Origin of the sequence: Pseudonocardia sp. DR1-2, from assembly GCF_023717215.1 — a bacterium.
Classification (GTDB): domain Bacteria; phylum Actinomycetota; class Actinomycetes; order Mycobacteriales; family Pseudonocardiaceae; genus Pseudonocardia; species Pseudonocardia alni.
The window spans coordinates 215,825-238,431 of record NZ_JAMQOF010000007.1; the positions used below are offsets into that span (position 1 = coordinate 215,825).

A 22,607-nucleotide genomic window follows, 5' to 3' on the forward strand; every position below is an offset into this window, starting at 1 on the left:
AGACGGCTGAGACCTGGGCCCGGTACCGGGCTCAGACCTCGACCAGGACCGTGAACGGGCCGTCGTTGACCGACTCCACGGCCATCTGCGCGCCGAACTCCCCGGTCCCGACGGTGGCGCCGCGCCCGCGCAGCGCGGCCACCACCGCGTCGACGACCGGCTCGGCGTCCTGCGGGCGGGCCGCCGCCGACCAGGACGGCCTGCGTCCCTTGCGGGTCTCGCCGTACAGGGTGAACTGGCTGACCACCAGCAGCGGGGCGCCGGCGTCCGCGCACGAGCGCTCGTCGCGCAGGAGGCGCAGCTCGTGCAGCTTGCGGGCCATCGTGTCGACCTTCCGCGCGGTCGCGGCGGGGTCGGTGCCGACGTCGTCGGCGTGCACGCCGAGCAGCACCAGCAGCCCGGGCCCGATCTCACCGGACACCCGCAGCGGTGTGCCGTCGGGCGCCTCGACCGTCACCGACGCCCGTCGGACGCGGGCGACGACGGCCCTCACCCGACCGGCCCCGACGGCGACGCGGCCGCGGTCCGCGCGGGCACCGGGTGCGGCCAGCCGTCGACCGGCTGGAGCAGGCCGTGCCGGACGAACTCCCGCACCGCGGGCAGCGTCGCCGCGACGAGCGCGTCGACCGGCAGGTCGTGGGCGTAGGACAGCAGCGCGAGCAGCTCGGACAGCGGCAGGTCGCCGCGGCAGCCGGCCAGCAGCGCCGCGGCCGGGGCGTCGACGGGGTGTTCCCAGCCGGGGCCGCCCCAGCGGCGCACGGTCGTCGACAGCTCGGCCCAGCCGCCGTCCGGGTCGACCGACGAGGCCGACTCGAGCACCGTCTCCGGGGCGAGCAGCAGCCGCGCGCCGAGCAGGTCCTCGTCGCGGGTGTGGGCGCGCAGCCAGTCCACCCGGTCCAGCCAGCCGGTCATCTCCCGGCCCAGGCCCTCGCCCAGCTCGCCGGGCAGGTCCTCGACCACGACGGTCGGCTCGCTGTCGGTGCGGCGCAGCATGAGGAAGCCGAACCCGACCCCCTCGACCCGCTCGGCGGCCATCCAGTCCAGCCACGCCCCGGCCTGCTCGCGGGCCGCCCGGGAGGTCGGGACCAGCCCGGCGTCGCGCTGCCAGGTGCCGACGTGCAGGCCCGGGTCGACGACCTCGCGCTGCAGGACCCAGGCGTCGACGCCGTCGGGCAGCCAGGACCGCACCCGGTCCGGCCAGTCCTCGCCGCGCACGTGCAGCCACGACCCCAGCAGCTGCGCGACCCCGCCCGGGTTGAGCAGGCCGGGCAGCTCGCCCAGCAGCCCGGCCAGCGCAGAGTCCCCGGCCGCACCGGAGTCGCGGTAGACGTAGTCCACCCGCGGCGGGCCCGGCACGAACGGCGGGTTGGACACCACCTGGTCGAAGCGCTCCCCGGCCACCGGGGCGAACCACGGGCCCTCCCGCAGGTCGACCTCCACCCCGGACAGCCCCAGCGACAGCCGGGCCAGCGCCAGCGCGCGCGGCAGCACGTCGGTCGCGGTGACCCGCAGCGCGTGCCGGGAGCCGTGCAGCGCCTGCACCCCGCAGCCGGTGCCCAGGTCGAGCAGGGTGCCGACCGGCCGGCGGACGGTCGCCGCGGCCAGCGTCAGCGACGCCCCGCCGACGCCGGTGACGTGCTCGCGGTCCTGCCGCGCGGCCGGGGTGTCGATGTCGGACACCACCCACCAGTCGGTGCCCGGCTCGCCGTCGGCGCCGGGGCCCTCGCCGTAGGGGCGCACGTCCAGCGCGGCCCGGATGCCCTCCGGGGTGCGGCGCAGGATCCGGCCCTCCAGCAGCGGGTCCAGGTCGCCGAGCGCCGCGGTCACCGCCGGCTCGGGCTCGGTGTCCTCCAGCAGGAACAGCCGCACCAGGGTGCCGAGCTCCCCGCCGTCGCGGCTGGCCCGGGCCGCGGGCTCCGGCTCGCCGCGGGTCAGCGCGTCGTGCGCGGAGCGGCCCAGCAGGGCGCGCACACCGTCCGGGGTGTAGCCGGCGTCGAGCAGGCAGCCGCGGACGCGTTCGATGTCACCGGCGTCGAGATGGGGGAGCACCCGCCCATTGTCGCGTGCCATCCTGTGCGGCATGAGCGGGATCTGCATCGCCCAGGAACCGGAGGCCGACGCGCTGCTGGAACGCGAGCCCCTCGCGCTGCTGATCGGCATGCTGCTCGACCAGCAGATCCAGATGGAGGTCGCGTTCCGCGGCCCGCTGAAGCTGCACGAGCGCCTCGGCGGGCTCGACGTGCGCGTCATCGCCGACCACGACCCCGAGGGGTTCGCGGCGCTGGCCACCACCCCGCCCGCCATCCACCGCTACGGCGGTTCCATGGCCAGGCGGGTGCAGGAGATGTGCCGCGCGATCGTCGAGGACTGGGACGGGGACCCGGCCGCGATCTGGACCCGCGACGACCCCGACGGGCGCGAGGTGCTCCGCAGGCTCAAGGCGCTGCCCGGCTACGGCGAGCAGAAGGCGAAGATCTTCGTCGCGATCCTCGGCAAGCAGTACGGGGTCACCCCGGACGGCTGGCGGGAGGCCGCCGGGGACTACGGCGCCGACGGCACCCGGCTCTCCGCGGCCGACGTCGTCGACTCCCGGACCCTGCTCGAGGTGCGCGACACGAAGAAGGCGATCAAGGCCGCGGCGCGCGAGAAGAAGGCCGCTGCGGCGAAGTGATCCGCCGACAGGGCTAGCATCACAGGCGTGCACAAGGTTCCGGAGGCGCTCGCCGGCGCACGCGTGATCGACCCGGACCAGGTCTGCGACGCCGTCGCGGTGCTCGCCGACGCCACCAAGGTGGCCGAGGTCGCGACCGTCCTGGACGTCCTGGGCGAGGTCAACCGCCTGTCGCTGCTGCTCGCGCTGCAGCACGCCGGGGACCTCTGCGTCTCCGACCTCGCCGTCGCCGTCGGGATGAGCGACTCGGCCGTCTCGCACGCGCTGCGCCTGCTGCGCGCGCACGGCATGGTCACCGCCCACCGCGAGGGGCGGCTGGTCCGCTACCGGCTGACCGACGGGCTCGCCCGCCGCGTGCTGGAGATCGTGTCGGCGGTCGCCGTCGCCCCGGGCGCGCTGCATGCGCACGGCGCCGACGACGGGGACGCGTCGTGACGCCCGCGATGATCGAACAGGTCCGCCCGCCGGTCCCGGCGGAGAAGCTCGACCACGAGATCGCCCGGCTGCTCGACGCCCTCCAGTCGGTCTACGACGACGGCTGGTACCCCGAGCTCGAGGTCGTGCGCCCCTGGTCGACGCACAACCCGCGCATCTCCGGGGAGTTCGCCCGGCCGTGCGCGATCCGCCGCTACCTGCACCGGGAGCTGCGCGGCCTGCTCGCCGCCGGGGCCACCGTCACCGCCCGCGCGGCCCGCCCGGCCCGGGCGTTCACCGACCCGGAGTTCTTCGCCGCGCTCGACGAGGACCGCTTCGACCTGCGGGTCAAGAAGCTGTTCCTGTTCGGCCCGGAGCGCATGGCGCTCTCGCTGGACCGCCTCTCGCACTACACCGGCACCCCCGCCGAGTCCTTCCAGCGGCACGTGCTGTTCACCAACTACGCTATGCACGTCGAGTCGTTCCTGGAGCGCTTCCCCGACGCCGAGCGGCCCGACCGCGCCGGCGTCCAGATGCCCGCCTACCACCACCCGGGCGCCGACGGCGACGGCGTGACCCTGGTGAACATCGGCGTGGGCCCGGCCAACGCCAAGACCGTCACCGACCACCTCGCCGTGCTCCGCCCGGACACCATGATCATGATCGGGCACTGCGGGGGCCTGCGGAACCGCCAGGAGCTGGGCGACTTCGTGCTGGCCACCGCCTACCAGCGGGCCGACCACGTGCTCGACGAGGTGCTCCCGGCCGACGTGCCGGTCATCCCGAGCATCCGGCTCAACGGCTACCTGATGGACGCGCTCGGCGCGGCCGAGGCGACCTGGCGGCCGGGGGTCGTGCACACCACCGACAACCGCAACTGGGAGTTCAACCAGGCCGCGACGCTGCACCGGATGCGGCTGGCCCGCGCCGTGGCGGTGGACATGGAGTCCGCGACGATCGCCGCCAACGGGTTCCGCTACCGGATCCCGAACGCGACCCTGCTGTGCGTGTCGGACAAGCCGCTGCACGCCGAGCCCAAGCTGGCCGGCGGCGCGCGGGCGTTCTACGAGGCGAGCAAGCGCAAGCACCTCGGGATCGCGCTGGACGCGCTGGACCGGGTCCGCGACGAGCACCCCGACGGCCTGCCCGGCTCCGAGGTCCGCTCCGCCGACGAGCCGCTGCTCGGCAACGGGCCCGACGGCGCCTGACCGGCGGCCCGGGCGACGGCGGGGTCAGAGCGGCCGCGTGTACCCGGCCCGGTCGGGCTCGTAGCCCAGCCGCGCCAGGAACCGGTGCGGCCCGTCCCCGGCGGTGTCCCCGGCCCGCGCCAGGACGGCGCCGCGGGCCCGCCCGTGCTCGTGCGCCCACTCCACCAGCGCCGACCCGACCCCGCGCCGTCGCCACCCGACGGCGACCCGCAGCCCCTCGACCTGCAGCCGGGTCGCGCCGCGCAGGGCGGGCCCGGGCAGGATCGTCAGCTGCACGGTCGCGACCACCCGGCCGTCGCCGGCGCGGGCGACCGCGAGGAACCGGCCGGGGTCGCGGTCCAGGGCGTCGAAGGCCTCCTCGTAGGGCGCGAGGTCCGGGTCGTCGGCGTCGGCGTCCCCGGAACCCGACAGCAGCGCGACGACCGCCGCCACGTCGGCCCGGGTGGCCCGGTCGACGACGAGCCGGCCCCCGGCCAGCACGACGTCCGCGCCCGCCGGGTGGGCGCTGGACCGGACACCGTCCACGACCCGGTCCAGCCAGGCGCCGACGTTCTCCCGCGCCTCGTCGGTGTCGGGGTAGCGGCAGCGCAGGTGCAGACCCGCCTCGTCGAGGATGAACCACACCATCACGCCGTCGGCGTCGCCCGCCGAGCTGACGTACTGCGCGTCCAGCCCGGCGTGGTCGATGCGCACCGGCAGCCGTCGCAGGTCCAGCCAGGAGATCGCGAACATGCCGGGCGCCTCGGGCATCCCGCCCCACGGGGCCAGCACGTCGTCGAGCGGCCAGGAGCCGAGCCGCACGGCCTCGCGGACGGCGTCGGCGCAGGCCCGCGGGTCCGGGTCGCGCGCGTCGATCACCGCGTTGGTGATGAACCAGCCGACCGAGCCGTGCCAGCGGTCGTCGTAGCGGCTGTGCACGGGGAACACCGCGCGCAGCGGGGCGTGCGCCAGCTCCCGGGTGGTGCGGGTCATGACCGAGGTGACCAGGGCCAGCGTCGAGACCCCGGACCGGCGGGCCCGGCGCTCGAACAGCGCGCAGTCGTCGACGCCGAGCACGTCACGCACCTCGACGCGCTCCGGGGGAGCGGGGGTGAGCTCGCCCAGCGGCAGCGGGAAGCGGGGCATCACGTCGCCGCCCGCGGCCAGGATCTCGGCCCAGCGGTGCCGGACCTCGTCGGGCGCGGGCTCCCGGCCGGCCAGGGCGGCGGTGTGCTCGGCGAAGGGGCGCACGGTCCCGGGCGGCAGCGTCCCGCCCAGGCCCTGCACGAGGTCGCGCAGGACCACCAGCAGCGACCACATGTCCACGTGGGCGTGGTCGGCGGCCACGACGAGCGTCGGCCGGTCCGCGGTGAGGATCACGCAGAGCCGGTGCGACGGCGCCGCGTAGGGGGTGCAGCGCTCGTCGAGCATCCGGCGGACGGCGTCGTCGACGGCCTGGCCGGGCGCGACCGGGTGGGTGACCCAGCGGCCGGGACGCAGGTCCACCTCGTGCAGCCGGGGACCGTCCGGGCCGGGGGAGAACACCGTGCGCAGCGTCCCGTGCCGGCGCAGCACCGCCAGCCAGGCCCCGGCCAGCGCGTCGAGGTCCACCGCGGGCAGCCGGCAGGTGATCGCCATCCACGAGCCCGGCCGGTCCCCGCGGCCGACGTGGCGGCGCTGGTCGAACGAGACCGGGACCGGGTGCCCGGTCCGGCCGACGGCGACGTCGTAGCCGAGCAGCGTCCCGTAGGGCAGGCGCAGGTGCGTCACGCTCGTCAGCCGCATGGCCATAACCTAGGCCGACGAAGATCGGGAGGCGTAGCGCATGGCCACGTTCGGGATCGCCGGGGCGACACTGGACTTCGACGTCCGCGACACCTCCGGTGGTCCGGCGGTGGTGGCGCTGCACGGCCTCACCTCCAGCCGTCGCCGGGAGGCCCTGATGCGGCTCGACATCGCCTCCCGGGTCGAGGGCGTGCGGCTGCTGCGCTACGACGCGCGCGGCCACGGCCGCTCCGGTGGTACCGCCGATCCCGCGGACTACCGGTGGCCCGCGCTGGCCCGGGACCTGCTGGGGCTGCTCGACCACGTCGTGCCGGGGGAGCGGGTGCACGGGGTCGGGCCGTCGATGGGCGCCGGGACGCTGCTGCACGCCGCGCTGGCCGACCCGGGCCGGTTCGCCAGCCTCACCCTCATGCTGCCGCCGACCGCCTGGGGGACCCGCCGCGCCCGGTCCCGGGACTACGAGCGGTCCGCGTCGGCCGTGGAGGCCGACGGTGTCGCGGCGCTCGACGCCGGTGCCGACGACGCGGACCTGCCCCCGGCCGCCCGGGGCCGCCCGCGGACCGGGCCCGACGTGCGTGCCGAGCTGCTCCCGGCGATCCTGCGCGGCGCGGCCGCCACCGACCTCCCCGCACCGGAGGAGCTGGAGCGGATCACGGTGCCGGTGCAGGTACTGGCCTGGACCGGGGACCCGGGCCATCCGGAGTCCACCGCGCAGACCCTGCGGGAGCGGCTGCCCGCGGCCGGACTGTCGATCGCGGCGACCCCGGACGACGTCGTCTGGTGGTCGCGGCTGCTCGCCGCGCGGCTGCGCCGCTGGGAGACGCTCGACCCCACCGTCGACGGCGGGCCCGCGGGTGTGCGCGAGGCGACCGGCGGGCGCCCGCGCGGGGATCGCGTAGGGGTGTCACCATGGAAAGGGAGGTGGTTCGACAGTGGCTGAGCGGCGACGCGTGGACCCCGTTCTCATCACGGACGCGCAGATGTCCTACGAAGAGGAACTGGAGATCCGCAAGCGGCGCTACAAGTGGACGATGGGCATGCGGATCCCGTGCATGATCCTCGCCGGCGTCTTCTACCAGATCCCGTGGGTCGCGGTGACCCTGCTCGCGATCTCGGTGCCGTTGCCGTGGATCGCGGTGCTCATCGCGAACGACCGGCTGCCGCGCAAGGCGGAGACGCCCAACCGGCACCGGCAGGACCACCGGGCGATCGAGACCGGGCCTCGTCCGGTGATCGACCAGGGCGGCGACGATCCCGCCGGCCCCCGGCCCACCACCGACGACGAACAGCCCACGGGGACCACGGGAGGCGGCACCGCCTCCCCGCCCTGAGGCCGGTCTCGGGCATCATGGACGCCATGTCCACGACGACGCTGCCCGAGGTCGACACCCGGCCCGAGACCACCGACAAGACCGGTGACGACCGGCCGGACATGTTCCACTACGTCAAGAAGGACCGGATCGCCGAGAGCGCGGTCCTGGGGAACATGGTCGTGGCGCTGTGCGGCGAGACGTTCCCGGTGACCAAGTCGCCCAAGCCGGGATCGCCGGTGTGCCCGCAGTGCAAGGAGATCTTCGAGGGGCTCCCCCCGGGTGGCGGCGACGGGGAGTGAGACCCCTCAGCCCCGCGCGAGCAGCAGCCGCAGCGGGGTGGAGGACGGGTCGCCGGGCACCGTGCGCAGCACGGTCTCGGTGACCATCCCGGCCGACCGGTAGAGCGCCAGCGCCGCGACGTTGTCCGCGGCCACCTCGAGCCACAGCCGCCCCGGGCCCGCCCACGGCGGTCCGCCGGGGGTGTCGCCGGTCGCTCCGGGTACCCCGGCGACGGCGAGGGCGGCACCGAGCAGGGCCCGTCCGGCCCCGGTGCCGCGCCGGTCGCGGTGGACCACGAGCCGGTGCAGCTCGACCCCCGGTTCCGGGCCGCGGGGTGCGGCCAGCACGGCGTAGCCCGCCGGGCCGGGCTCGCCCGGGCGTTCCAGGAGCAGATGCAGCCGCGCCGGGTCGGCCGCGGCGTCGTCGTGCCACTCCGGTCCGCAGGCGACGCCGATGCCCGGGGCGCCGTCGTCGAGCGCCGCCAGTGCGGCGGAGTCCGCCGGGCCGCGCCACGGGCGCAGGACGGCGTCCCGGGCCGGTCGTGCGGGCGTCGTGCGTTCACCGGTCGTCCGTGCGGGGGTCGCCACCCGGCCATCGTGCGGCCACCCGCGCGGTCCCGCTCGGCCGGGGCCGCGATGGCGGGGTCAGGACCGCAGGAAGGCGTCGATCTCCGCCGCGAACGGCTCCGGGTCGAGCAGCAGCTCCAGGTGGCCGCCGGGGTAGCGGCTGATCCGGGAGCGCCGGATCCCGCGGTGCAGCATCGTGGCGTTGCCGCGCGGGACGATCGGGTCGTCGTCACCGGCGATGATCAGGGTGTCCGCGGTGATCGCCGGCAGCAGCGGCAGGCTGGTCCAGCCCGAGAGCGCCATCAGCTGGTAGTAGTAGCCGCGCATCGGGCCGCGCCGGGCCCCCGCGCCGAGCGCCTCCGCGGCCCGTTCCGGGTGGTCGCGCAGCGAGCCGCCGTAGATGCGGGCGGCGACGGCGTCGACGTAGGACGGGTCCTGGTGGCGCTTCGGCGAGGTCATGACCGCCATCACCCGCGGCGACGCCGGGATCATCAGCGCCCCCGGACCGGTCGCGGCCAGCACGAGCTTGCGCACCCGGCGGCGACGGCTGATCGCCAGCTGCTGGGCCAGCATCCCGCCCCAGGAGAACCCCAGGACGTCGGCCTCCCGCACACCCAGCTTCGTCAGCACCTGCCCGAGCCGGTGCGCCATCCACGTCAGGTGGTACGGCATCCGCGGCACCGCCGACCCGCCGATGCCCGGCGGGTCGAACCGGATGACGTCGAGGTCCGCGGGCAGCGCCGCGACCAGCGGGTCGAGCACGTCGGTGGCGGCGCCGATGCCGTTGCACAGCAGCAGCGGGGTGCGGCGGGGGCCCGGGCCGGAGGCGGGGCGACGCACGACGCGCAGGGCACGGCCGCCGACGAGCACGTCGTGCTCCTCGAGGCCCGCGCCGCCCACGGGCCGGGAGCTGGAAGTGGTCATCACCGCCGAGCCTAGGTGCCACGGCCGGGCGGTGGGGTGCGGACGGCCCCGGGTGTGACGATCCCGGACCCCACCCTCAGACGGGGGCGGGCTCGCCCAGGTAGGTCCCCGGGGCCGGGAACAGCGGGCGCAGACGACGTCCGCCCAGCTCCGGGGGCGCGTCGCGCATCGTGCCCGAGCGTTCGACCAGCCAGGCGGCCAGGTCGTCCCACCAGGAGCCCTCGACGGCCTCGGCCCCGGCCCTCCACCGCTGAGCCACGCCGTCGCCGGTGGAGCAGGGTGCCGCGCGGAACCCGGTCGCCACCGACGGCGGCGCGATCAGCGCGCCCGCCTGGTCGCCGGGGGCCAGGACGAGCCGGCAGGCTCCGCCGAGGCGCTGCGCGGTGCGGTACCCGCCCGTCCAGGGCTGCACCGGGTCGTCGTCGGCGGCGACGAGGTAGCTGTCGCGACGCAGCTCGGCGAACCGGACGGGGGTGCCGAGGACCCGCACGTCGGGCCGGTCCGGGCCCGCGCCGTCGCCGGACGCCGCGGCCAGCGCGGCGAGGTCGGTGTGCAGCCCGGCGGGCAGCGGCAGCAGGTCGGACACCCACGCCCGCATCGCCCGCGCGGCGCGCCCGTCCAGGTCGGCGGTCCCGCCACCGTGCGGCACCGCCCACGGCAGCACCCGGTCCGGCCCGCGCCGCCACGCCCAGGCCCGCACCGCCGTCGCGCCGTCGAGGACGCCGTCGCGGGCGGCCAGGCCCGCGGTCTCGGCGCCGGTCGCCGGGTCGGGGGCGAAGCCGGGCAGCGCGTCGGACTGGTCGAGGACGGTCGCCAGGTAGGCGACGGCGGCGACCCGGTCGTCGAGCCCGATCGCGGCCTGGTGGGCCTGCACCGCCGCGGTCAGCAGCCCGCCGGTGCGCACGCCGAGCAGCGACACCCGCGGGGCGCGGGTGATGCGCCCGCAGGCGTCGACGGCGTCGAGGACGGCGGCGGCGTGCGCGTCGAGGTCGCGGTCGGCGTCGGCGGGGCCCGCCGGGCGCCAGGACAGCGCGAACACCTGCAGGCCCTTCCCGAGCAGGTGCTCGACCAGCGAGTACCCGGGCGCGAGGTCGGCCAGCCAGTAGCGGTGCACCAGCGGCGGGACGACCAGCACCGGGGTGTCGTGCACCTTCTCGGTCCGCGGCAGGTACTGCAGCAGCTCGAACATCGGGGTGCGCAGGACGACCGCGCCGGGCGTGGCGGCGACGTCGCGGCCGGGGACGGGGCCGCCCCGGGCGTCGCGGGCGCCGGTGTCGAAGGGGACCGACGGGGTGTCGGCACCGGGGGGTGTGAAGACCCGGTCGGCGACGTCACCGGCAGCCGGCGCGGGCCCGGTGGCCGGTGCGGGACGACCGTGATCGTCACCTGTGCGGGGATCGGTGCCGCCGGTGGCACCGATCCCCTCCGAGCCGGTGATCATGAGAGGGCCCGGGGCGGGCAGCAGGAGGGCGGTCAGCCCGGCGAGGGTCGCGCGCAGCCGCTCGGCGTCCGCGGCGGGCAGCGGCACGTCCGGGCTCGCGACGGCGTCGTCGAGCAGCCCGGAGACCGCCCCGGTCGTCGCGAGCAGCACCTGGGCCGCGCACCGCGCCACCGGCGCGACCGGACCGGCCGGCACGTCCGGGGCGAGGGCGGAGCGGCCCAGCCCGACCCGGCCCAGCTCGGCGACCCAGTCGCCGCCGCGGCGCAGGAGCAGCAGCGGCCGGGCGGACACGGCGGCCGCCAGCCGCAGTCCCGCCGCGGGCAGGGCGAGGGGGCCGGCGTCGGCTGGGGTGCGGTCGCGCTCGCTCATCACCTCCATCATCCCCACCGCCACCGGTCGCGGCGCGTTCACCCCGTCGTCGGACGGCGTTCGGACCGGACCGGCACGGTGACCCGGTCGCACCGCACGAGACCCCGGAGCCCGATGAGCACCGTCGCCCCGTCCACCCCGTCCCCGCAGGCGTCCCCGGCCGGGACGGGTGCGTTCCTGCGGGAGTTCCTGCGCGACCCGCTGCGCACGGCGTCGGCGCTGCCGAGCTCCCGGGCGCTGGCCCTCGCCGCCACCGCACCGGTCCCCGCGACCGGGGACCCGGTCGTCGTCGAGCTGGGGCCGGGCACCGGGGCGTTCACCGACGTCGTCGCCGAGCGGCTCGGCGGCCGCGGCCACCACCTCGCCGTCGAGCTGAACCCGCGACTGGCCGCGCTGCTGCGGGCCCGCCACCCCGGGCTCGACGTCGCCGTCGCCGACGCGGCCGAGCTGCCCGCACTGCTCGCCGCCCGCGGGCTCGGCGGCGCCGACGTCGTGGTCTCCGGGCTGCCGTGGGCGGCCTACCCGCGCGACGAGCCCTGGCTGACCGACGTCGTCGCCGGCTGCCTGCACCCCGACGGCGCGCTGACCCAGTTCGGCTACTCGGTGACCCGGGCCCTGCCGCCCGCCCGGCGGCTCCGGCGGCGGCTCGCCGCGGCGTTCGAGGAGGTCGTGCACGGCCGCACGGTGCTCGCCAACGTCCCGCCCGCGTTCGTCCTCACCGCCCGCCGTCCGCGGCCGCCCCGGGGCTGACCTGGCCCGTCGCCGCCGGGGAGACCCCGGGCCCGCCCACCGGGCGGTGACGGTGCGGCCCCCGGCTACCCTGATCCGCGCCCCGCAGCCCGGTCGGCGTCGACGCGCGGACCTGCCGGGGATCGCCGGTTCCCGCCCGGGAACGACCCACGGACCAGGGGAGACGTGTGTCGCAGACCCAGCTCGTGTCGCCCGAGACCCGCCCGCTGCGCGCGTGGCAGCGCAGCGCTCTCGCCCGCTACCTCGCGACCTCGCCGCGGGACTTCCTCGCGGTCGCGACCCCGGGTGCGGGCAAGACGACCTTCGCCCTGCGCGTCGCGTCGGAGCTGCTGCGCGACCGGGTCGTCGACGCGATCACCGTCGTCACCCCGACCGAGCACCTGAAGTACCAGTGGGCCGAGTCGGCCGCGGCCGCCGGCGTCGCGCTCGACCCGGAGTTCCGCAACTCCGCGGGCGGTACCTCGCGGGACTACCAGGGCATCGCGATCACCTACGCCGGCGTCGCCGCGCACCCGATGCTGCACCGCAACCGCACCGAGAACCGCCGGATGCTGGTGATCCTCGACGAGATCCACCACGCTGGCGACGCCAAGAGCTGGGGTGAGGGCGTCTACGAGGCGTTCGAGCCCGCCACCCGGCGCCTCGCCCTGACCGGGACGCCGTTCCGCTCCGACGACAACCCGATCCCGTTCGTCGAGTACGTCCCCGACGCCGAGGGCGCCCCGCGCAGCCGGGCCGACCACCAGTACGGCTACGCCGAGGCGCTGGCCGACAACGTGGTCCGGCCGGTCGTCTTCCTGGCCTACTCCGGTACGTCCAACTGGCGCACCAGCGCGGGCGAGGAGATCTCCGCCCGGCTGGGGGAGCCGCTGACCCGCGAGCAGACCGCGATGGCCTGGCGGACCGCGCTGGACCCCTCGGGGGACTGGATGCCCGCGGTGCTCGCCGCGGCCGACCGGCGCCTGCAGAGCCACCGCGACGGCGGCATGCCCGACGCGGGCGGCCTCGTCATCGCCACCGACCAGACGGCCGCCCGTGCCTACGCCGCGCTGCTCACCGGCATCACCGGGGTCCGGCCCGCGGTCGTCCTGTCCGACGAGGCGGGCGGCTCGGACCGGATCGCGGAGTTCTCCCGCTCCACCGAGCGGTGGATGGTCGCGGTCCGGATGGTGTCCGAGGGTGTCGACGTGCCGCGCCTGGCCGTCGGCGTCTACGCCACCAGCGCCTCCACCCCGCTGTACTTCGCCCAGGCGATCGGCCGGTTCGTGCGGTCGCGGCGGCAGGGCGAGACCGCGTCGGTGTTCGTCCCCAGCGTCCCGGTGCTGCTCGGCCTGGCCAGCGAGCTGGAGGCCCAGCGCGACCACGTCCTCGGCAAGCCGCAGCGGCCCGAGGAGGTCTGGAACGACGCCGAGCTCAACGAGGCCAACAAGGTCAAGGACGAGCCCGGCGAGCAGGAGAAGGCGTTCACCTCCCTCGGCGCCGACGCCGAGCTGGACCAGCTGATCTACGAGGGCGCCACCTACTCCGCCGACGAGGAGGACTACCTCGGGCTGCCCGGGCTGCTGGAGCCCGACCAGGTGCGCACCCTGCTGTCCCAGCGGCAGGCCGACTGGATCGCGAAGGGCTCGCCGCGCACCGGCGCCCAGGCCCGCGCCACCCCGGCGACCGAGCCCACCCCGCCGCCGGCCGCCGAGCGCGGGCAGAGCGTGCGGGAGCGGCTGCAGACGCTGCGCAAGGAGCTCAACACCCTGGTCGCGCTGCACAACCACAAGACCCGCAAGCCGCACGGGAAGATCCACAACGAGCTGCGGGCGCACTGCGGCGGCCCGCCGGTGGCGATGGCGACCATCGAGCAGCTCGAGGAACGCATCGCGACCCTGCGGTCCTGGCGCTGAGAGCCGCCGTGGCGGGCCGCCGTGTCGCCGTCGGGCCCGTTCCTGGCCCTGTCCTGCCCGGAGGCCGTCGCGGCCCGTGCGGGCGCGGCGGGGTCGGCCCGCCACCGCCGCGACGACCACGACATCGGCGTGGCGACGGCGACGACGGCGCGTCGGGCCACCCGGTGATCCGTTCCGCGCGCGCAGATCCGCTCGGCGCGCGCGTCCGGACACGCGCGCCGAGCGGATCTGCGCGCGAACTGCGGATCTGCGCGCGGACGTGGCACCGGCCGAGCGGTCAGGACGGGGCGGACCGGTCCCGGGCGGACGTGGCGGGGACGGGGACGGGTTCGTCGCCGTCGCGGGACCGCAGGGCCACCGCGGCGACGACCAGCGCGATCCCCACGGCCTCCAGCGGCCCCGGGAGCTGACCGAGCACGACGAGCCCGACCAGCGTCGCGGTGGCGGGCAGCAGCGCCAGCAGGACCGCGAACCGGGCCTGCCCGACCCGGCGCAGCACGACCTGGTCCAGCACGTAGGGGACCACCGAGCTGAGCACACCCAGCCCGACGGACAGGCCGAGCACCACCGGATCGGCGAGCGGCGCGAGGTTCGCGACGCCGAACCCGGTCGCGGCACCCGCACCCCCGGTGAACAGCAGCGGGACCAGGACGACGGCGGCCACGGTGAACCCGGTCGCCAGGTCGTCGATGCCGGAACCGGCCCGCGCGACCCGCTTGCCCAGCACGATGTAGGCCGCCCACATCGCCGCCGCGCCCAGCGCCCACAGCACCCCGGCGGGACTGCCGGACCAGCGGACGTCGGCGATGAGGAGCACGCCCGCCGCGGCCAGGCCGACCGCGCCGACGTCGCGGAACCGGCGCGAGGCGAGCGCCGCGACCAGGACCGGGCCGGTGAACTCGACCGCCACCGCGGTGCCGAGCGGCAGCCGCGCGATCGCCTCGTAGTAGGCGACGTTCATCAGCGCCGTGGCCAGCCCGAACGTCCCCGCGCGGACGAGCCGGACGCCACGCCAGGCGTCGCGGCCGGGACGGCGCCATGCCAGCAGGACCAGCGCGGCACCGATGAGGCGCAGCTCGGCGACCGCCGACGGAGCGAGCCGGTCGAACAGCCCGACGGCCAGCGCGGCCCCCACGTACATCGAGGTCCCACCGGCCAGGAACAGCAACGGAGCGGGAACACGATCGGGCGACGGGCGGGGACTCACCCGGCCAACGTAGACCGCGACACACCGTATTTACCGTGGCGCGCTTGCACGTCGGGCGAGTTGCCCGCATGATTCACACGCAGTCAACTTCATACGCAATCGGTCACCGCGGGTACATCGCGGCGCCACCGAACCGTGCGGCGCACGCCACACGTGACGGACGTCGCGACGCATCCCGGGAACACGTACAGGGGCCTCGAGCGTCTGTACAGGTGTGGGCGAGCCGCTCGTGCGGTCGTCACAGTGATACGGCGGCGAGCGCCCGAAGCCCGCCGCCGCGACGGAGGGAGACCGCTATGCAGCCCGAAACGCTGACCCGGCCCGAACTGACCCTTGCCGACCGTTGCGACCGCTGCGGTGCGGCTGCCAAGGTGCGCGCGATCCTGCCCTCCGGTGGGGAACTCCTGTTCTGCAACCACCACGGCAACGCCCACGCCGCCAAGCTGCGTGAGTCCGGGGTGCAGGTGCAGACCGGGGAGTGACACCCGGGGCGCGACCCGCGTCCCCAACTCAGACCCGCGAACGGGGCGGGGATCCGATCGGATCCCCGCCCCGTTCGGCATGTCCGGGGGTGTTCAGGACACTGGTGCGAGCGGCTCCGGGCCGGTGCCCGGGCCCCCGTGCGCCCCGGCCGGCCGCGACGGCGCCGGGTCGGCGGGCAGCGGGGTGGCGCCGGTGACGATGTCGGCGGCCCGCTCGGCCACCATCACCACCGGGCCGTAGGTGTTGGCGTTGGGCACGTCCGGGAAGATCGACGCGTCGACGACCCGCAGACCCTCGGTGCCGTGCACGCGCAGCGTCGACGGGTCCACGACGGCGTCGGCGTCGGTACCCATCCGCGCGGTGCTGGTCGGGTGCAGCCCGTTCTGGGCGCGCCGGGACACCCAGTCGAGGATCTCGGCGTCGGAGCGGACACCGTCGCCGGGGAAGGTCTCCCCGGCGTCGAGGCCCGCGAACGCCGGCTGGGTGAGGATCTCCCGGGCCAGGCCGACGGCCTCCACCCAGCGACGCCGGTCGCCGTCGGTGACCAGGTAGTTCTGCACCAGGCGCGGCGGGACGGCGGTGTCGCGGGACACCGCCCGCACCGTCCCGCGGACGTCGCCCGCCATCACCGAGACGTGCATCTCGTAGCCGTGCCCGACCGGCGGGACGTCCGGCGCGAAGCGCATCGCGACCGGCGCGAACAGCATCATCACGTCGGGGATGCCCCCGGCCATCGAGGTGGAGGCGAACCCGCCGATCTCGAAGTGGTTGCTGGCCCCGATCCCGGTGCCCGAGACGAGCCAGCGGGCCGCCGCGGCGGGCAGCCGGTGCGGGGCCCGGTGCGGGGCAAGCGAGATGGGCTGGGAGCAGGCGTGCTGCAGGTGCACCGCGAGGTGGTCCTGCAGGTTCGCGCCGACCCCCGGCAGCTCCACCCGGGTCTCGACGCCGATGCCCGCGAGGTGCTCCGGGTCGCCGAAGCCGGACACCTGGAGCAGCTGCGGGGTGGCGATGGAGCCGGCGGCCAGCAGGGTCTCGCCGGCGTCGACGTCGCGGAGGGTGCCGTCGGCGGCGCGGTAACGGACGCCGATGACCCGGGTACCGCGGGCGTCGGTGCGCAGCGCGCGGACCAGGGCGCCGGTGCGGACGGTCAGGTTGGGCCGCGACGCGGCGACCGGGTGCAGCCAGGCGTCGGTCGCCGAGAAGCGGCGCCCGCGCGAGATCGTGCGCTCGGTGCGGGAGAAGCCCTCCTGGACCGGGCCGTTCGTCGAGTCCAGCAGCGCGTGCCCGGCCTGCTGCGCCGCGGCCAGGAACGCCGCGTTCAGCGGGCCCGCGGCCGGGGCGCGCTCGAGGACCTGCGGCCCGTGGCCGCCGTCGGGCAGCGGGGTGCCGTGCTCGGACATCCGCCGCTCCAGGCGGCGGAAGTAGGGCAGCAGGTGGGCCGAGCTCCACTGTCCGCAGCCGGGCAGGCGGGACCAGCGGTCGTAGTCGCCCGGGTGGGCCCGCTGGTAGACCATCCCGTTGATGCTGCTGCTGCCGCCCAGCACCTTCCCGCGCGGGACGGCGATCCGGCGCCCGGCCAGACCGGCCTCGGGCTCGGTGACGTAGCACCAGTCGTAGCGGGGGTTGCCCCACGCCTTCGACAGCGCGGCGGGCATCCGGATGATGGGGTCCCAGCGGTGGTCGGGCCGACCCGCCTCGAGCATCAGCACCCGGCGCGTGGGATCCTCGGTGAGCCGGGCGGCCAGCACCGCCCCCGCGGATCCCCCGCCGACGATGACGACGTCGTACCGGCCCATTGCGCGCCCTCCACACCCACTGTCGGGATTGCCCTGTTCGAGGGAGCAACCCCCCTTGCGTGGATCACGGTACGCCGCGCCCACCGGCCGTCGCCGCCGCCCCCGTAGGCTCGATGGTGTGACGACGACCGAGCGGGACGCCGAGGACGGAGCGCACCTCCGCGACGCCGCCGCGGACGACGCCGACGCCGCGTTGGCCGCCCTCGCCGCCCAGCTGGAGGCGTCGGTCGCCGAGCTGTCCTCGGCCCGTGAACGGGTGGCCGAGCTGCAGGAGCTGCGGTCGCAGGGGTTGAGCTGGCGGGCGATCGTCCCGCGCGAGGCACGGCCGCTGATCGTGGAGACCCTCACCCGCACCCTCGACGGCCTGGGCGCCGTCGGTGGCCGGTTCCGCCGCGAGGAGGCCGTCGCGCTGCACGCCGAGGGCGAGACGATCGCCGGGATCGGCAGGCTGTTCGGGGTCAGCCGCCAGCGCGTGTCGGCCTACCTGCAGGAACACCAGCAGCTCCTCGAACGGTGTGCGGCCCGCCGGGACCGGCCGGAGGCCTGACCCCGGGTCAGCCCTGGTCGTGCCTGCGGTGCCGCGCCTGCCGCTGGGCGGGCACCCGCGGCGCCACCGGCACCACGGGGGAGCGGCGGGCCGCCGGGATCAGCGCGGTGCGGTCGAGCGCGTCGGGCTGTTCCGGCACCGACGGCCGCTCGGCGCGCAGCTGCAGCCGGGCCAGCTCGCGGACGTCGGTGAGCCGGGCCGCCAGCGCGGTCACCACCGGCGCCAGCGCGACGACCAGACGCTCACCGAGCGGGTCGTCGGGCCCGCCGCGGGCGAACAGCTGCAGGGCGCCCGCGGTGCGCCCGGCGACCGGGACCGGCACCGACAGCGAGCGGACCAGGCCGCAGTCGGCCGCGGCGGCGGCCAGCTCGGGCGGTCCGGACCGGGTCAGGTCCGGGGTGGTCAGCGTGCGGTCGCCGCGCTCGGCGGCGGGGCCCGGCCCGGCGTCGGCCCGGCGCTGCAGCTCACCCAGGCGCAGCGCGGCGGTGTCGGAGCCGAACACCCGCCGGGCCTCGGGGTCGCGGGGGTCGGCGGGCTCGCGCAGCAGCAGCGCCGCACCCCCGACCCGGGCGGCGGGCACCAGCGCGACACAGATCCCGGACAGCATCGCGGCGACGTCGGCGTGCGCCACGGAGGTGGCGCCGGCCTGCAACGCGACCCGCACCAGGGCGGGTGCCGGGTCGGGCGTCGGCCGCCCGGTCGTGCCGGAGGTCCAGAGCGAGGCCGCCATCTCGTCCCTTCCGCGTCAGCTCCCGCGAGCGGGTTCGTGACACAGCGTCGCGGGTGTGGTGGCGAGGATAACGATCGTGGTCGCCGCCGCGGACGGCGGCTCGCCCGGCCCGTCCCGACGATCACCGCAGGTGACGGAACCGGAGGCTTCGGTGACCGGGGGTGTCCGGTCGACCGGTGCGACGGAGGTCGCCCCGGCAGGACGGGGTGGGCCGCGTAAGGTTCGGAGGACGTACCGCGGGAGCCCGCGCACCGAGGCTGAGAGGGCGGCAGGACCGGCCGCCGACCGTTCGAACCTGATCCGGGTCACACCGGCGTAGGGAGGCCGCTCCGTGCTGTCACGTGCTCTCCGTCCGCTCGCCGTCGCGCTGGCGCTCGCGCTGGCCCTGTCCGGCTGCGCCGCGGCCGACGGCCCCGCCGGGGGCGGGCCGATCCGCGTCGCCCTGGACTGGACGCCGAACACCAACCACATCGGGCTGTTCGCCGCCCAGCAGGCGGGCTACTTCCGCGACGCCGGCCTCGACGTCGAGTTCCTGCCCTACAACCAGACCTCACCGGACACCCTGGTCGGTTCCGGCGCCGCGGACTTCGGCATCGGCTTCCAGGACTCCTTCACGTTCTCGAAGGCCGCGGGCGCCGACATCACCTCGGTGATGGCGATCCTGCAGCACTGGGCGACCGAGATCGCGGTGCGCTCCGACCGCACCGACATCCGGCGCCCGCGCGACCTCGACGGCAAGGTCTACGCCGGGTTCGGCGGGCCCGGTGAGAACCAGAAGATGCAGGCCGTGATCCGGGCCGACGGCGGTCGCGGCGACTTCCGCACCGAGGTCCTGTCCACCGCGGCCTACGAGGCGCTCTACTCCGGCCAGGCCGACTTCACCGAGCCGTTTGTCAACGTCGAGGGCATCGAGGCGCAGCTGCGGGGCGAGCCGATCCGCACCTTCCGCTACACCGACTACGGCTTCCCGGACTCCTACAACGTGCTGCTGCTGGGCAACTCGACCTGGCTGCGCGACAACCCCGACCGGGCCCGCGCGTTCGTGCAGGCCGTCCAGAAGGGCTACGCGCTGGCCGCGCAGGACCCGTCGACCGCGGCCCGGATGCTGAAGGAGGCCAACCCCGGCGCGTTCACCTCCGACGCGCTGGTCGACCGGGGCGCACAGATGCTCAGCGAGCGCTTCCTGCGCGACACGCAGGGCCGCGTCGGGTTCCAGACCCCGCAGCAGTGGGCCGGGTTCTCCGGATTCCTCTACGACACCGGCACCGTCGCGGGGCCGGACGGCGCCCCGGTGCGGCAGAAGCCGGACTTCTCGACCTGGTTCACCAACGACTACCTGGCACCGTGATCCGCCGGCTGTGGCCGGCCGCGGCGCTGGTCACCGCCCTGCTGGTCGCCTGGCAGGTCGCGGTCACCGTCGCCGGCACCCGCCCCCAGGTGCTGCCCTCGCCGCTGCGGGTGGTCGAGCAGGGCTGGGCGTTCCGGGCCGAGCTGTGGGCGAACACGCTGCCGACGGTCCAGGTGACGCTGATCGGGTTCACTGTCTCGATGGCGCTGGCCTGGGCGGCCGCGGTCGCGGTGGACTTCTCGCCGTGGCTGCGCCGGGCGCTGACCCCGCTGCTGGTGGCCTCGCAGACGCTGCCGGTGGTCGCGATCGCCCCGCTGCTCATCATCTGGTTCGGGTTCGGCCTGCTGCCGAAGGTGCTGGTCATCGCGCTGGTGACGTTCTTCCCGGTGGCGGTCGGGCTGATCGAGGGCTTCGCCGCGACCGACCGGTCCGCGACCGCGCTGCTGCGGTCGATGGGGGCCTCGCGCTGGCAGCGGTTCCGCTACGTGCGGCTGCCCGGGGCGCTGCCGTCGTTCTTCACGGCGCTGCGGATCGCGATCACCTACGCCGTCACCGGGGCGATCTTCGCCGAGTACGTCGGCGCCCGGGCCGGCCTGGGCATCTTCATGCAGCTGCAGAAGAACCAGTTCCGCACCGACCTGGTGCTCGCCGCCGTCGGCGTGACCGCGGTGCTGTCGGTGACGCTGTTCGCGCTGACCTTCCTGCTCCAGCGCCTGGTCACGCCCTGGTACGTGGCCGACCACGACGGGCACGGTGCGCGGTGAAGGTCGTGGTGCGCGATCTGTCGGTCTCCTACGGCGACCTGCCGGTGCTGTCCGGGGTGAGCCTGGACGTCGCGCCGGGGGAGTTCGTGTCGCTCGTCGGGCCGTCGGGATGCGGCAAGTCGACGCTGTTCGGGGCCCTGGCGGGCATCCTCGACGGGGCGACGGTGACCGGCGGGATCGAGGTCGACGGCGGCCCGGTGCGCGGCGCCCCGTTCGGCCTGATGCCCCAGCAGGACCTGCTGTTCCCGTGGCGCACCGTGCTCGACAACACCACCCTCGGGCTGGAGGTCGCCGGCGTGGGGCGCCGCGAGGCCCGCGAGCGTGCCCGCGCGCTGTTCGAGCCGTTCGGGCTCGCGGGCTTCGAGGACGCCCGCCCGGGTGCGCTGTCGGGCGGCATGCGCCAGCGCGCGGCGCTGCTGCGCACCGTCGTCGGGGGGCGCGAGGTGCTGCTGCTCGACGAGCCGTTCGGCGCGCTGGACGCGCTCACCCGGACCGCGATGCAGGACTGGCTGGAGTCGGTGCGCGCCCGCTACGGCTGGACGACGGTCCTGATCACCCACGACGTGCGGGAGGCGGTCCTGCTCTCGGACCGGGTGCTGGTCTTCTCGCCGCGCCCGGCGACCGTGGTGCGGGAGGTCGTCGTCGACGCCGGGCGGCCGCGCAGCCGTACCGACCCGACCCTGGCCGCGGTCGAGGCGGACCTGCTGGAGACCCTGCGCGTCTGAGGCGGGCCCGACCCGGGGGCGGGGGAGCGGTGGTCGCCGTTCGCCACGGCGCGTTCTGGTGCCGTGGCGGCCGTCCGGATCGTGCCGCAGGGCAACAAAGTCGATGTTCGTGACCGGATTGTGATGACAGAACGGGAACTGTCTCGATTCAGAAGGCTGTTGCGGAACCGGTTCCGCCCAATACGTTGGCGCTCGCAACATTCACCCGTTCGTGATCATGCGAGCGGTCCACAACGTGGTGGAGGGAGACCCCGATGGGGGCACGGAACACGGGGCGCGGTCCCCGGCTGCGTCGGGCGGTCGCGGCGGCGGGTCTCGGCCTGCTGCTGGCCGTCGCGGGCTGCGGACAGAACAGCGCCGGCGGCGGCGGGGAGGCCGCCGGCGGCGGGTCCGGCGGGTCCGGCGGCGGGGTGAAGGTCGGGGTGATCCTCCCCGAGACCGACTCCTCGGCCCGCTGGGAGGGCTTCGACAAGCCCATGCTGGACAAGGCGCTGCGCGCCCAGGGCATGGACCCCGACATCCAGAACGCCCAGGGCGACGAGCAGAAGTTCTCCACCCTGGCCGACGGCATGATCTCCAGCGGCGTCAAGGTCATGATCATCGCCTCGATCAGCAGCGACGGCGGCACCGCCGTCGCCCAGAAGGCCAAGGCCCAGGGCATTCCGGTCATCGACTACGACCGGCTCAACCTCGGCGGCGTCAGCGACTACTACGTCTCCTTCGACAACGAGAAGGTCGGCGCCCTGCAGGGCGAGGGCCTGGTCCAGGGCATCGGCGACAAGCCGGGCGCCCAGGTCATCGAGATCGAGGGCGCGCCGACCGACAACAACGCGACCCTGTTCTACAACGGCCAGCAGACCGTGCTGAAGCCCAAGTACGAGTCCGGGGCGCTGAAGCTGGTGCAGAGCCAGAAGATCGACAAGTGGGACAACCAGGTCGGTGGCACCACCTTCGAGCAGATCCTCACCGGCAACGGCGGCAAGGTCGACGGCGTCGTCGCCGCCAACGACGGCCTCGCCGGCGCCATCGTCACGGTGCTGGCCAAGTACGGCCTGAACGGCAAGGTCGTGGTCACCGGCCAGGACGCCACCGCCGACGGGCTCGCCGCGATCCTGCGCGGGGACCAGTACATGACGGTGTTCAAGCCGATCGAGCAGGAGGCCGAGGCCGCCGCGAAGCTCGCCGGTGCCCTGGCCAAGGGCGACACCGCGGCCGCCGACGGCGTCGCCACCCAGACGGTCGAGGACCCGAAGGGCAACCGGGACGTCAAGTCGGTGCTGCTCGAGCCGCAGCTCATCACCAAGGACTCGGTCAAGAAGGTCACCGACGCCGGCTACGTCAAGGCCTCGGAGATCTGCAACGCCGAGACCCAGGCCGCCTGCGGCCAGCTCGGCATCAAGTAGGACCCGCAGC

The 22,607-nt window shown here is 75.7% G+C and carries 24 protein-coding genes and 1 riboswitch; of the genes, 15 read left to right on the forward strand and 9 right to left on the reverse strand.

Annotated elements, in window-relative coordinates:
* Window positions 1-31: 31 nt before the first annotated feature.
* Window positions 32-493 (reverse strand): D-aminoacyl-tRNA deacylase, encoded by a 462-nt coding sequence (gene dtd, locus ND486_RS21690; protein WP_208819543.1) that lies wholly within the window; start codon window positions 491-493, stop codon window positions 32-34.
* A complete protein-coding gene (locus ND486_RS21695; protein ID WP_251786295.1) occupies window positions 490-2,049 on the reverse strand; it encodes a methyltransferase in 1,560 nt (519 codons plus the stop codon). Before ND486_RS21695 ends, dtd begins: the two co-directional genes overlap by 4 nt.
* Before the next feature lie 31 nt (window positions 2,050-2,080).
* On the opposite strand from ND486_RS21695, the gene ND486_RS21700 reads away from it, so the two are divergent.
* From ND486_RS21700 to ND486_RS21710, 3 genes are read left to right on the forward strand one after another with little or no spacing between them, the layout of a single operon-like run.
* Window positions 2,081-2,671 (forward strand): HhH-GPD-type base excision DNA repair protein, encoded by a 591-nt coding sequence (locus ND486_RS21700; RefSeq protein WP_251786297.1) that lies wholly within the window; start codon window positions 2,081-2,083, stop codon window positions 2,669-2,671.
* A gap of 27 nt (window positions 2,672-2,698) precedes the next feature.
* On the forward strand, window positions 2,699-3,106 hold the full coding sequence (locus ND486_RS21705; RefSeq protein ID WP_062402532.1) for a helix-turn-helix transcriptional regulator: 408 nt from the start codon (window positions 2,699-2,701) through the stop codon (window positions 3,104-3,106).
* Window positions 3,103-4,293, forward strand: coding sequence for an AMP nucleosidase (locus ND486_RS21710; protein WP_100880327.1), 1,191 nt, complete (start codon window positions 3,103-3,105; stop codon window positions 4,291-4,293). The genes ND486_RS21705 and ND486_RS21710 overlap by 4 nt, the downstream gene beginning before the upstream one ends.
* 24 nt (window positions 4,294-4,317) lie before the next feature.
* Here ND486_RS21710 and ND486_RS21715 read toward each other — a convergent pair whose 3' ends face one another.
* Window positions 4,318-6,057 carry a GNAT family N-acetyltransferase gene (locus ND486_RS21715; protein ID WP_251786299.1) on the reverse strand — a complete coding sequence of 580 codons (1,740 nt, stop codon included), beginning with the start codon at window positions 6,055-6,057 and terminating at the stop codon, window positions 4,318-4,320.
* Between the two features lie 40 nt (window positions 6,058-6,097).
* Between ND486_RS21715 and ND486_RS21720 the strand changes: the two genes are divergently transcribed.
* Genes ND486_RS21720 through ND486_RS21730 form a run of 3 tightly spaced genes read left to right on the forward strand, consistent with a single transcriptional unit; the run spans window position 6,098 to window position 7,669 of the window.
* Complete coding sequence (locus ND486_RS21720) at window positions 6,098-6,997, forward strand: alpha/beta fold hydrolase (RefSeq protein WP_178375125.1); 900 nt, start codon at window positions 6,098-6,100, stop codon at window positions 6,995-6,997.
* Between the two features lie 10 nt (window positions 6,998-7,007).
* Window positions 7,008-7,388, forward strand: a complete 381-nt coding sequence (locus ND486_RS21725; protein WP_307799113.1) for a DUF3099 domain-containing protein — start codon at window positions 7,008-7,010, stop codon at window positions 7,386-7,388.
* Between the two features lie 26 nt (window positions 7,389-7,414).
* A complete protein-coding gene (locus ND486_RS21730; protein WP_062404655.1) occupies window positions 7,415-7,669 on the forward strand; it encodes a DUF3039 domain-containing protein in 255 nt (84 codons plus the stop codon).
* A 6-nt stretch (window positions 7,670-7,675) separates the two neighbouring features.
* Here the strand turns inward: ND486_RS21730 and ND486_RS21735 are convergent, their stop codons facing one another.
* The 3 genes from ND486_RS21735 to ND486_RS21745 all read right to left on the reverse strand — a co-directional run bounded on the left by ND486_RS21735 (window position 7,676) and on the right by ND486_RS21745 (window position 10,949).
* On the reverse strand, window positions 7,676-8,236 hold the full coding sequence (locus ND486_RS21735) for a GNAT family N-acetyltransferase (RefSeq protein ID WP_251786301.1): 561 nt from the start codon (window positions 8,234-8,236) through the stop codon (window positions 7,676-7,678).
* A 57-nt stretch (window positions 8,237-8,293) separates the two neighbouring features.
* Window positions 8,294-9,139 (reverse strand): alpha/beta fold hydrolase, encoded by an 846-nt coding sequence (locus ND486_RS21740; RefSeq protein WP_062404658.1) that lies wholly within the window; start codon window positions 9,137-9,139, stop codon window positions 8,294-8,296.
* A 76-nt stretch (window positions 9,140-9,215) separates the two neighbouring features.
* Window positions 9,216-10,949 carry a hypothetical protein gene (locus ND486_RS21745; protein WP_251786303.1) on the reverse strand — a complete coding sequence of 578 codons (1,734 nt, stop codon included), beginning with the start codon at window positions 10,947-10,949 and terminating at the stop codon, window positions 9,216-9,218.
* Window positions 10,950-11,063: 114 nt separating this feature from the next.
* Here ND486_RS21745 and ND486_RS21750 point away from each other — a divergent pair, with 114 nt between their 5' ends.
* The 3 genes from ND486_RS21750 (at window position 11,064) to ND486_RS21760 (ending at window position 13,762) form a co-directional block, all read left to right on the forward strand.
* Window positions 11,064-11,699 (forward strand): class I SAM-dependent methyltransferase, encoded by a 636-nt coding sequence (locus tag ND486_RS21750; RefSeq protein ID WP_251786311.1) that lies wholly within the window; start codon window positions 11,064-11,066, stop codon window positions 11,697-11,699.
* Window positions 11,700-11,866: 167 nt separating this feature from the next.
* Complete coding sequence (locus tag ND486_RS21755; RefSeq protein ID WP_062402543.1) at window positions 11,867-13,594, forward strand: DEAD/DEAH box helicase; 1,728 nt, start codon at window positions 11,867-11,869, stop codon at window positions 13,592-13,594.
* 21 nt (window positions 13,595-13,615) lie between these two features.
* On the forward strand, window positions 13,616-13,762 hold the full coding sequence (locus ND486_RS21760) for a hypothetical protein (protein ID WP_251786313.1): 147 nt from the start codon (window positions 13,616-13,618) through the stop codon (window positions 13,760-13,762).
* 109 nt (window positions 13,763-13,871) lie between these two features.
* Here ND486_RS21760 and ND486_RS21765 read toward each other — a convergent pair whose 3' ends face one another.
* A complete protein-coding gene (locus ND486_RS21765) occupies window positions 13,872-14,735 on the reverse strand; it encodes a DMT family transporter (RefSeq protein WP_251786469.1) in 864 nt (287 codons plus the stop codon).
* A gap of 362 nt (window positions 14,736-15,097) precedes the next feature.
* Between ND486_RS21765 and ND486_RS21770 the strand changes: the two genes are divergently transcribed.
* A complete protein-coding gene (locus ND486_RS21770) occupies window positions 15,098-15,283 on the forward strand; it encodes a hypothetical protein (protein WP_062402550.1) in 186 nt (61 codons plus the stop codon).
* A 93-nt stretch (window positions 15,284-15,376) separates the two neighbouring features.
* Here ND486_RS21770 and ND486_RS21775 read toward each other — a convergent pair whose 3' ends face one another.
* The gene (locus tag ND486_RS21775) at window positions 15,377-17,080 is read right to left on the reverse strand and encodes a choline dehydrogenase (protein WP_251786315.1); all 1,704 of its coding nucleotides are present in this window, start codon (window positions 17,078-17,080) and stop codon (window positions 15,377-15,379) included.
* Between the two features lie 118 nt (window positions 17,081-17,198).
* On the opposite strand from ND486_RS21775, the gene ND486_RS21780 reads away from it, so the two are divergent.
* Window positions 17,199-17,627 (forward strand): hypothetical protein, encoded by a 429-nt coding sequence (locus ND486_RS21780; protein ID WP_251786317.1) that lies wholly within the window; start codon window positions 17,199-17,201, stop codon window positions 17,625-17,627.
* A 7-nt stretch (window positions 17,628-17,634) separates the two neighbouring features.
* On the opposite strand, the gene ND486_RS21785 is transcribed toward ND486_RS21780, so the two are convergent.
* A complete protein-coding gene (locus ND486_RS21785) occupies window positions 17,635-18,357 on the reverse strand; it encodes a hypothetical protein (RefSeq protein ID WP_251786318.1) in 723 nt (240 codons plus the stop codon).
* A 226-nt stretch (window positions 18,358-18,583) separates the two neighbouring features.
* Window positions 18,584-18,697: riboswitch (TPP riboswitch) on the forward strand.
* Between ND486_RS21785 and ND486_RS21790 the strand changes: the two genes are divergently transcribed.
* The 4 genes from ND486_RS21790 to ND486_RS21805 all read left to right on the forward strand — a co-directional run bounded on the left by ND486_RS21790 (window position 18,689) and on the right by ND486_RS21805 (window position 22,597).
* Window positions 18,689-19,705 (forward strand): ABC transporter substrate-binding protein, encoded by a 1,017-nt coding sequence (locus ND486_RS21790; RefSeq protein WP_251786321.1) that lies wholly within the window; start codon window positions 18,689-18,691, stop codon window positions 19,703-19,705. Its footprint overlaps the riboswitch before it by 9 nt.
* A complete protein-coding gene (locus tag ND486_RS21795; RefSeq protein ID WP_178375118.1) occupies window positions 19,702-20,469 on the forward strand; it encodes an ABC transporter permease in 768 nt (255 codons plus the stop codon). The genes ND486_RS21790 and ND486_RS21795 overlap by 4 nt, the downstream gene beginning before the upstream one ends.
* Window positions 20,466-21,194 carry an ABC transporter ATP-binding protein gene (locus ND486_RS21800; protein WP_251786323.1) on the forward strand — a complete coding sequence of 243 codons (729 nt, stop codon included), beginning with the start codon at window positions 20,466-20,468 and terminating at the stop codon, window positions 21,192-21,194. Before ND486_RS21795 ends, ND486_RS21800 begins: the two co-directional genes overlap by 4 nt.
* A 254-nt stretch (window positions 21,195-21,448) precedes the next feature.
* On the forward strand, window positions 21,449-22,597 hold the full coding sequence (locus ND486_RS21805; protein ID WP_208819568.1) for a sugar ABC transporter substrate-binding protein: 1,149 nt from the start codon (window positions 21,449-21,451) through the stop codon (window positions 22,595-22,597).
* Window positions 22,598-22,607: the final 10 nt, after the last annotated feature.

Coding starts and splice junctions, on each gene's coding strand:
- ND486_RS21785 (WP_251786318.1), bottom strand. CDS start 18,357: ATGGCGGCCTCGCTCTGGACCTCCGGCACGACCGGGCGGCCGACGCCC.
- ND486_RS21750 (WP_251786311.1), top strand. CDS start 11,064: ATGAGCACCGTCGCCCCGTCCACCCCGTCCCCGCAGGCGTCCCCGGCC.
- ND486_RS21770 (WP_062402550.1), top strand. CDS start 15,098: ATGCAGCCCGAAACGCTGACCCGGCCCGAACTGACCCTTGCCGACCGT.
- ND486_RS21805 (WP_208819568.1), top strand. CDS start 21,449: ATGGGGGCACGGAACACGGGGCGCGGTCCCCGGCTGCGTCGGGCGGTC.
- ND486_RS21720 (WP_178375125.1), top strand. CDS start 6,098: ATGGCCACGTTCGGGATCGCCGGGGCGACACTGGACTTCGACGTCCGC.
- ND486_RS21745 (WP_251786303.1), bottom strand. CDS start 10,949: ATGAGCGAGCGCGACCGCACCCCAGCCGACGCCGGCCCCCTCGCCCTG.
- ND486_RS21765 (WP_251786469.1), bottom strand. CDS start 14,735: ATGTACGTGGGGGCCGCGCTGGCCGTCGGGCTGTTCGACCGGCTCGCT.
- ND486_RS21715 (WP_251786299.1), bottom strand. CDS start 6,057: ATGCGGCTGACGAGCGTGACGCACCTGCGCCTGCCCTACGGGACGCTG.
- ND486_RS21740 (WP_062404658.1), bottom strand. CDS start 9,139: ATGACCACTTCCAGCTCCCGGCCCGTGGGCGGCGCGGGCCTCGAGGAG.
- ND486_RS21700 (WP_251786297.1), top strand. CDS start 2,081: ATGAGCGGGATCTGCATCGCCCAGGAACCGGAGGCCGACGCGCTGCTG.
- ND486_RS21775 (WP_251786315.1), bottom strand. CDS start 17,080: ATGGGCCGGTACGACGTCGTCATCGTCGGCGGGGGATCCGCGGGGGCG.
- ND486_RS21730 (WP_062404655.1), top strand. CDS start 7,415: ATGTCCACGACGACGCTGCCCGAGGTCGACACCCGGCCCGAGACCACC.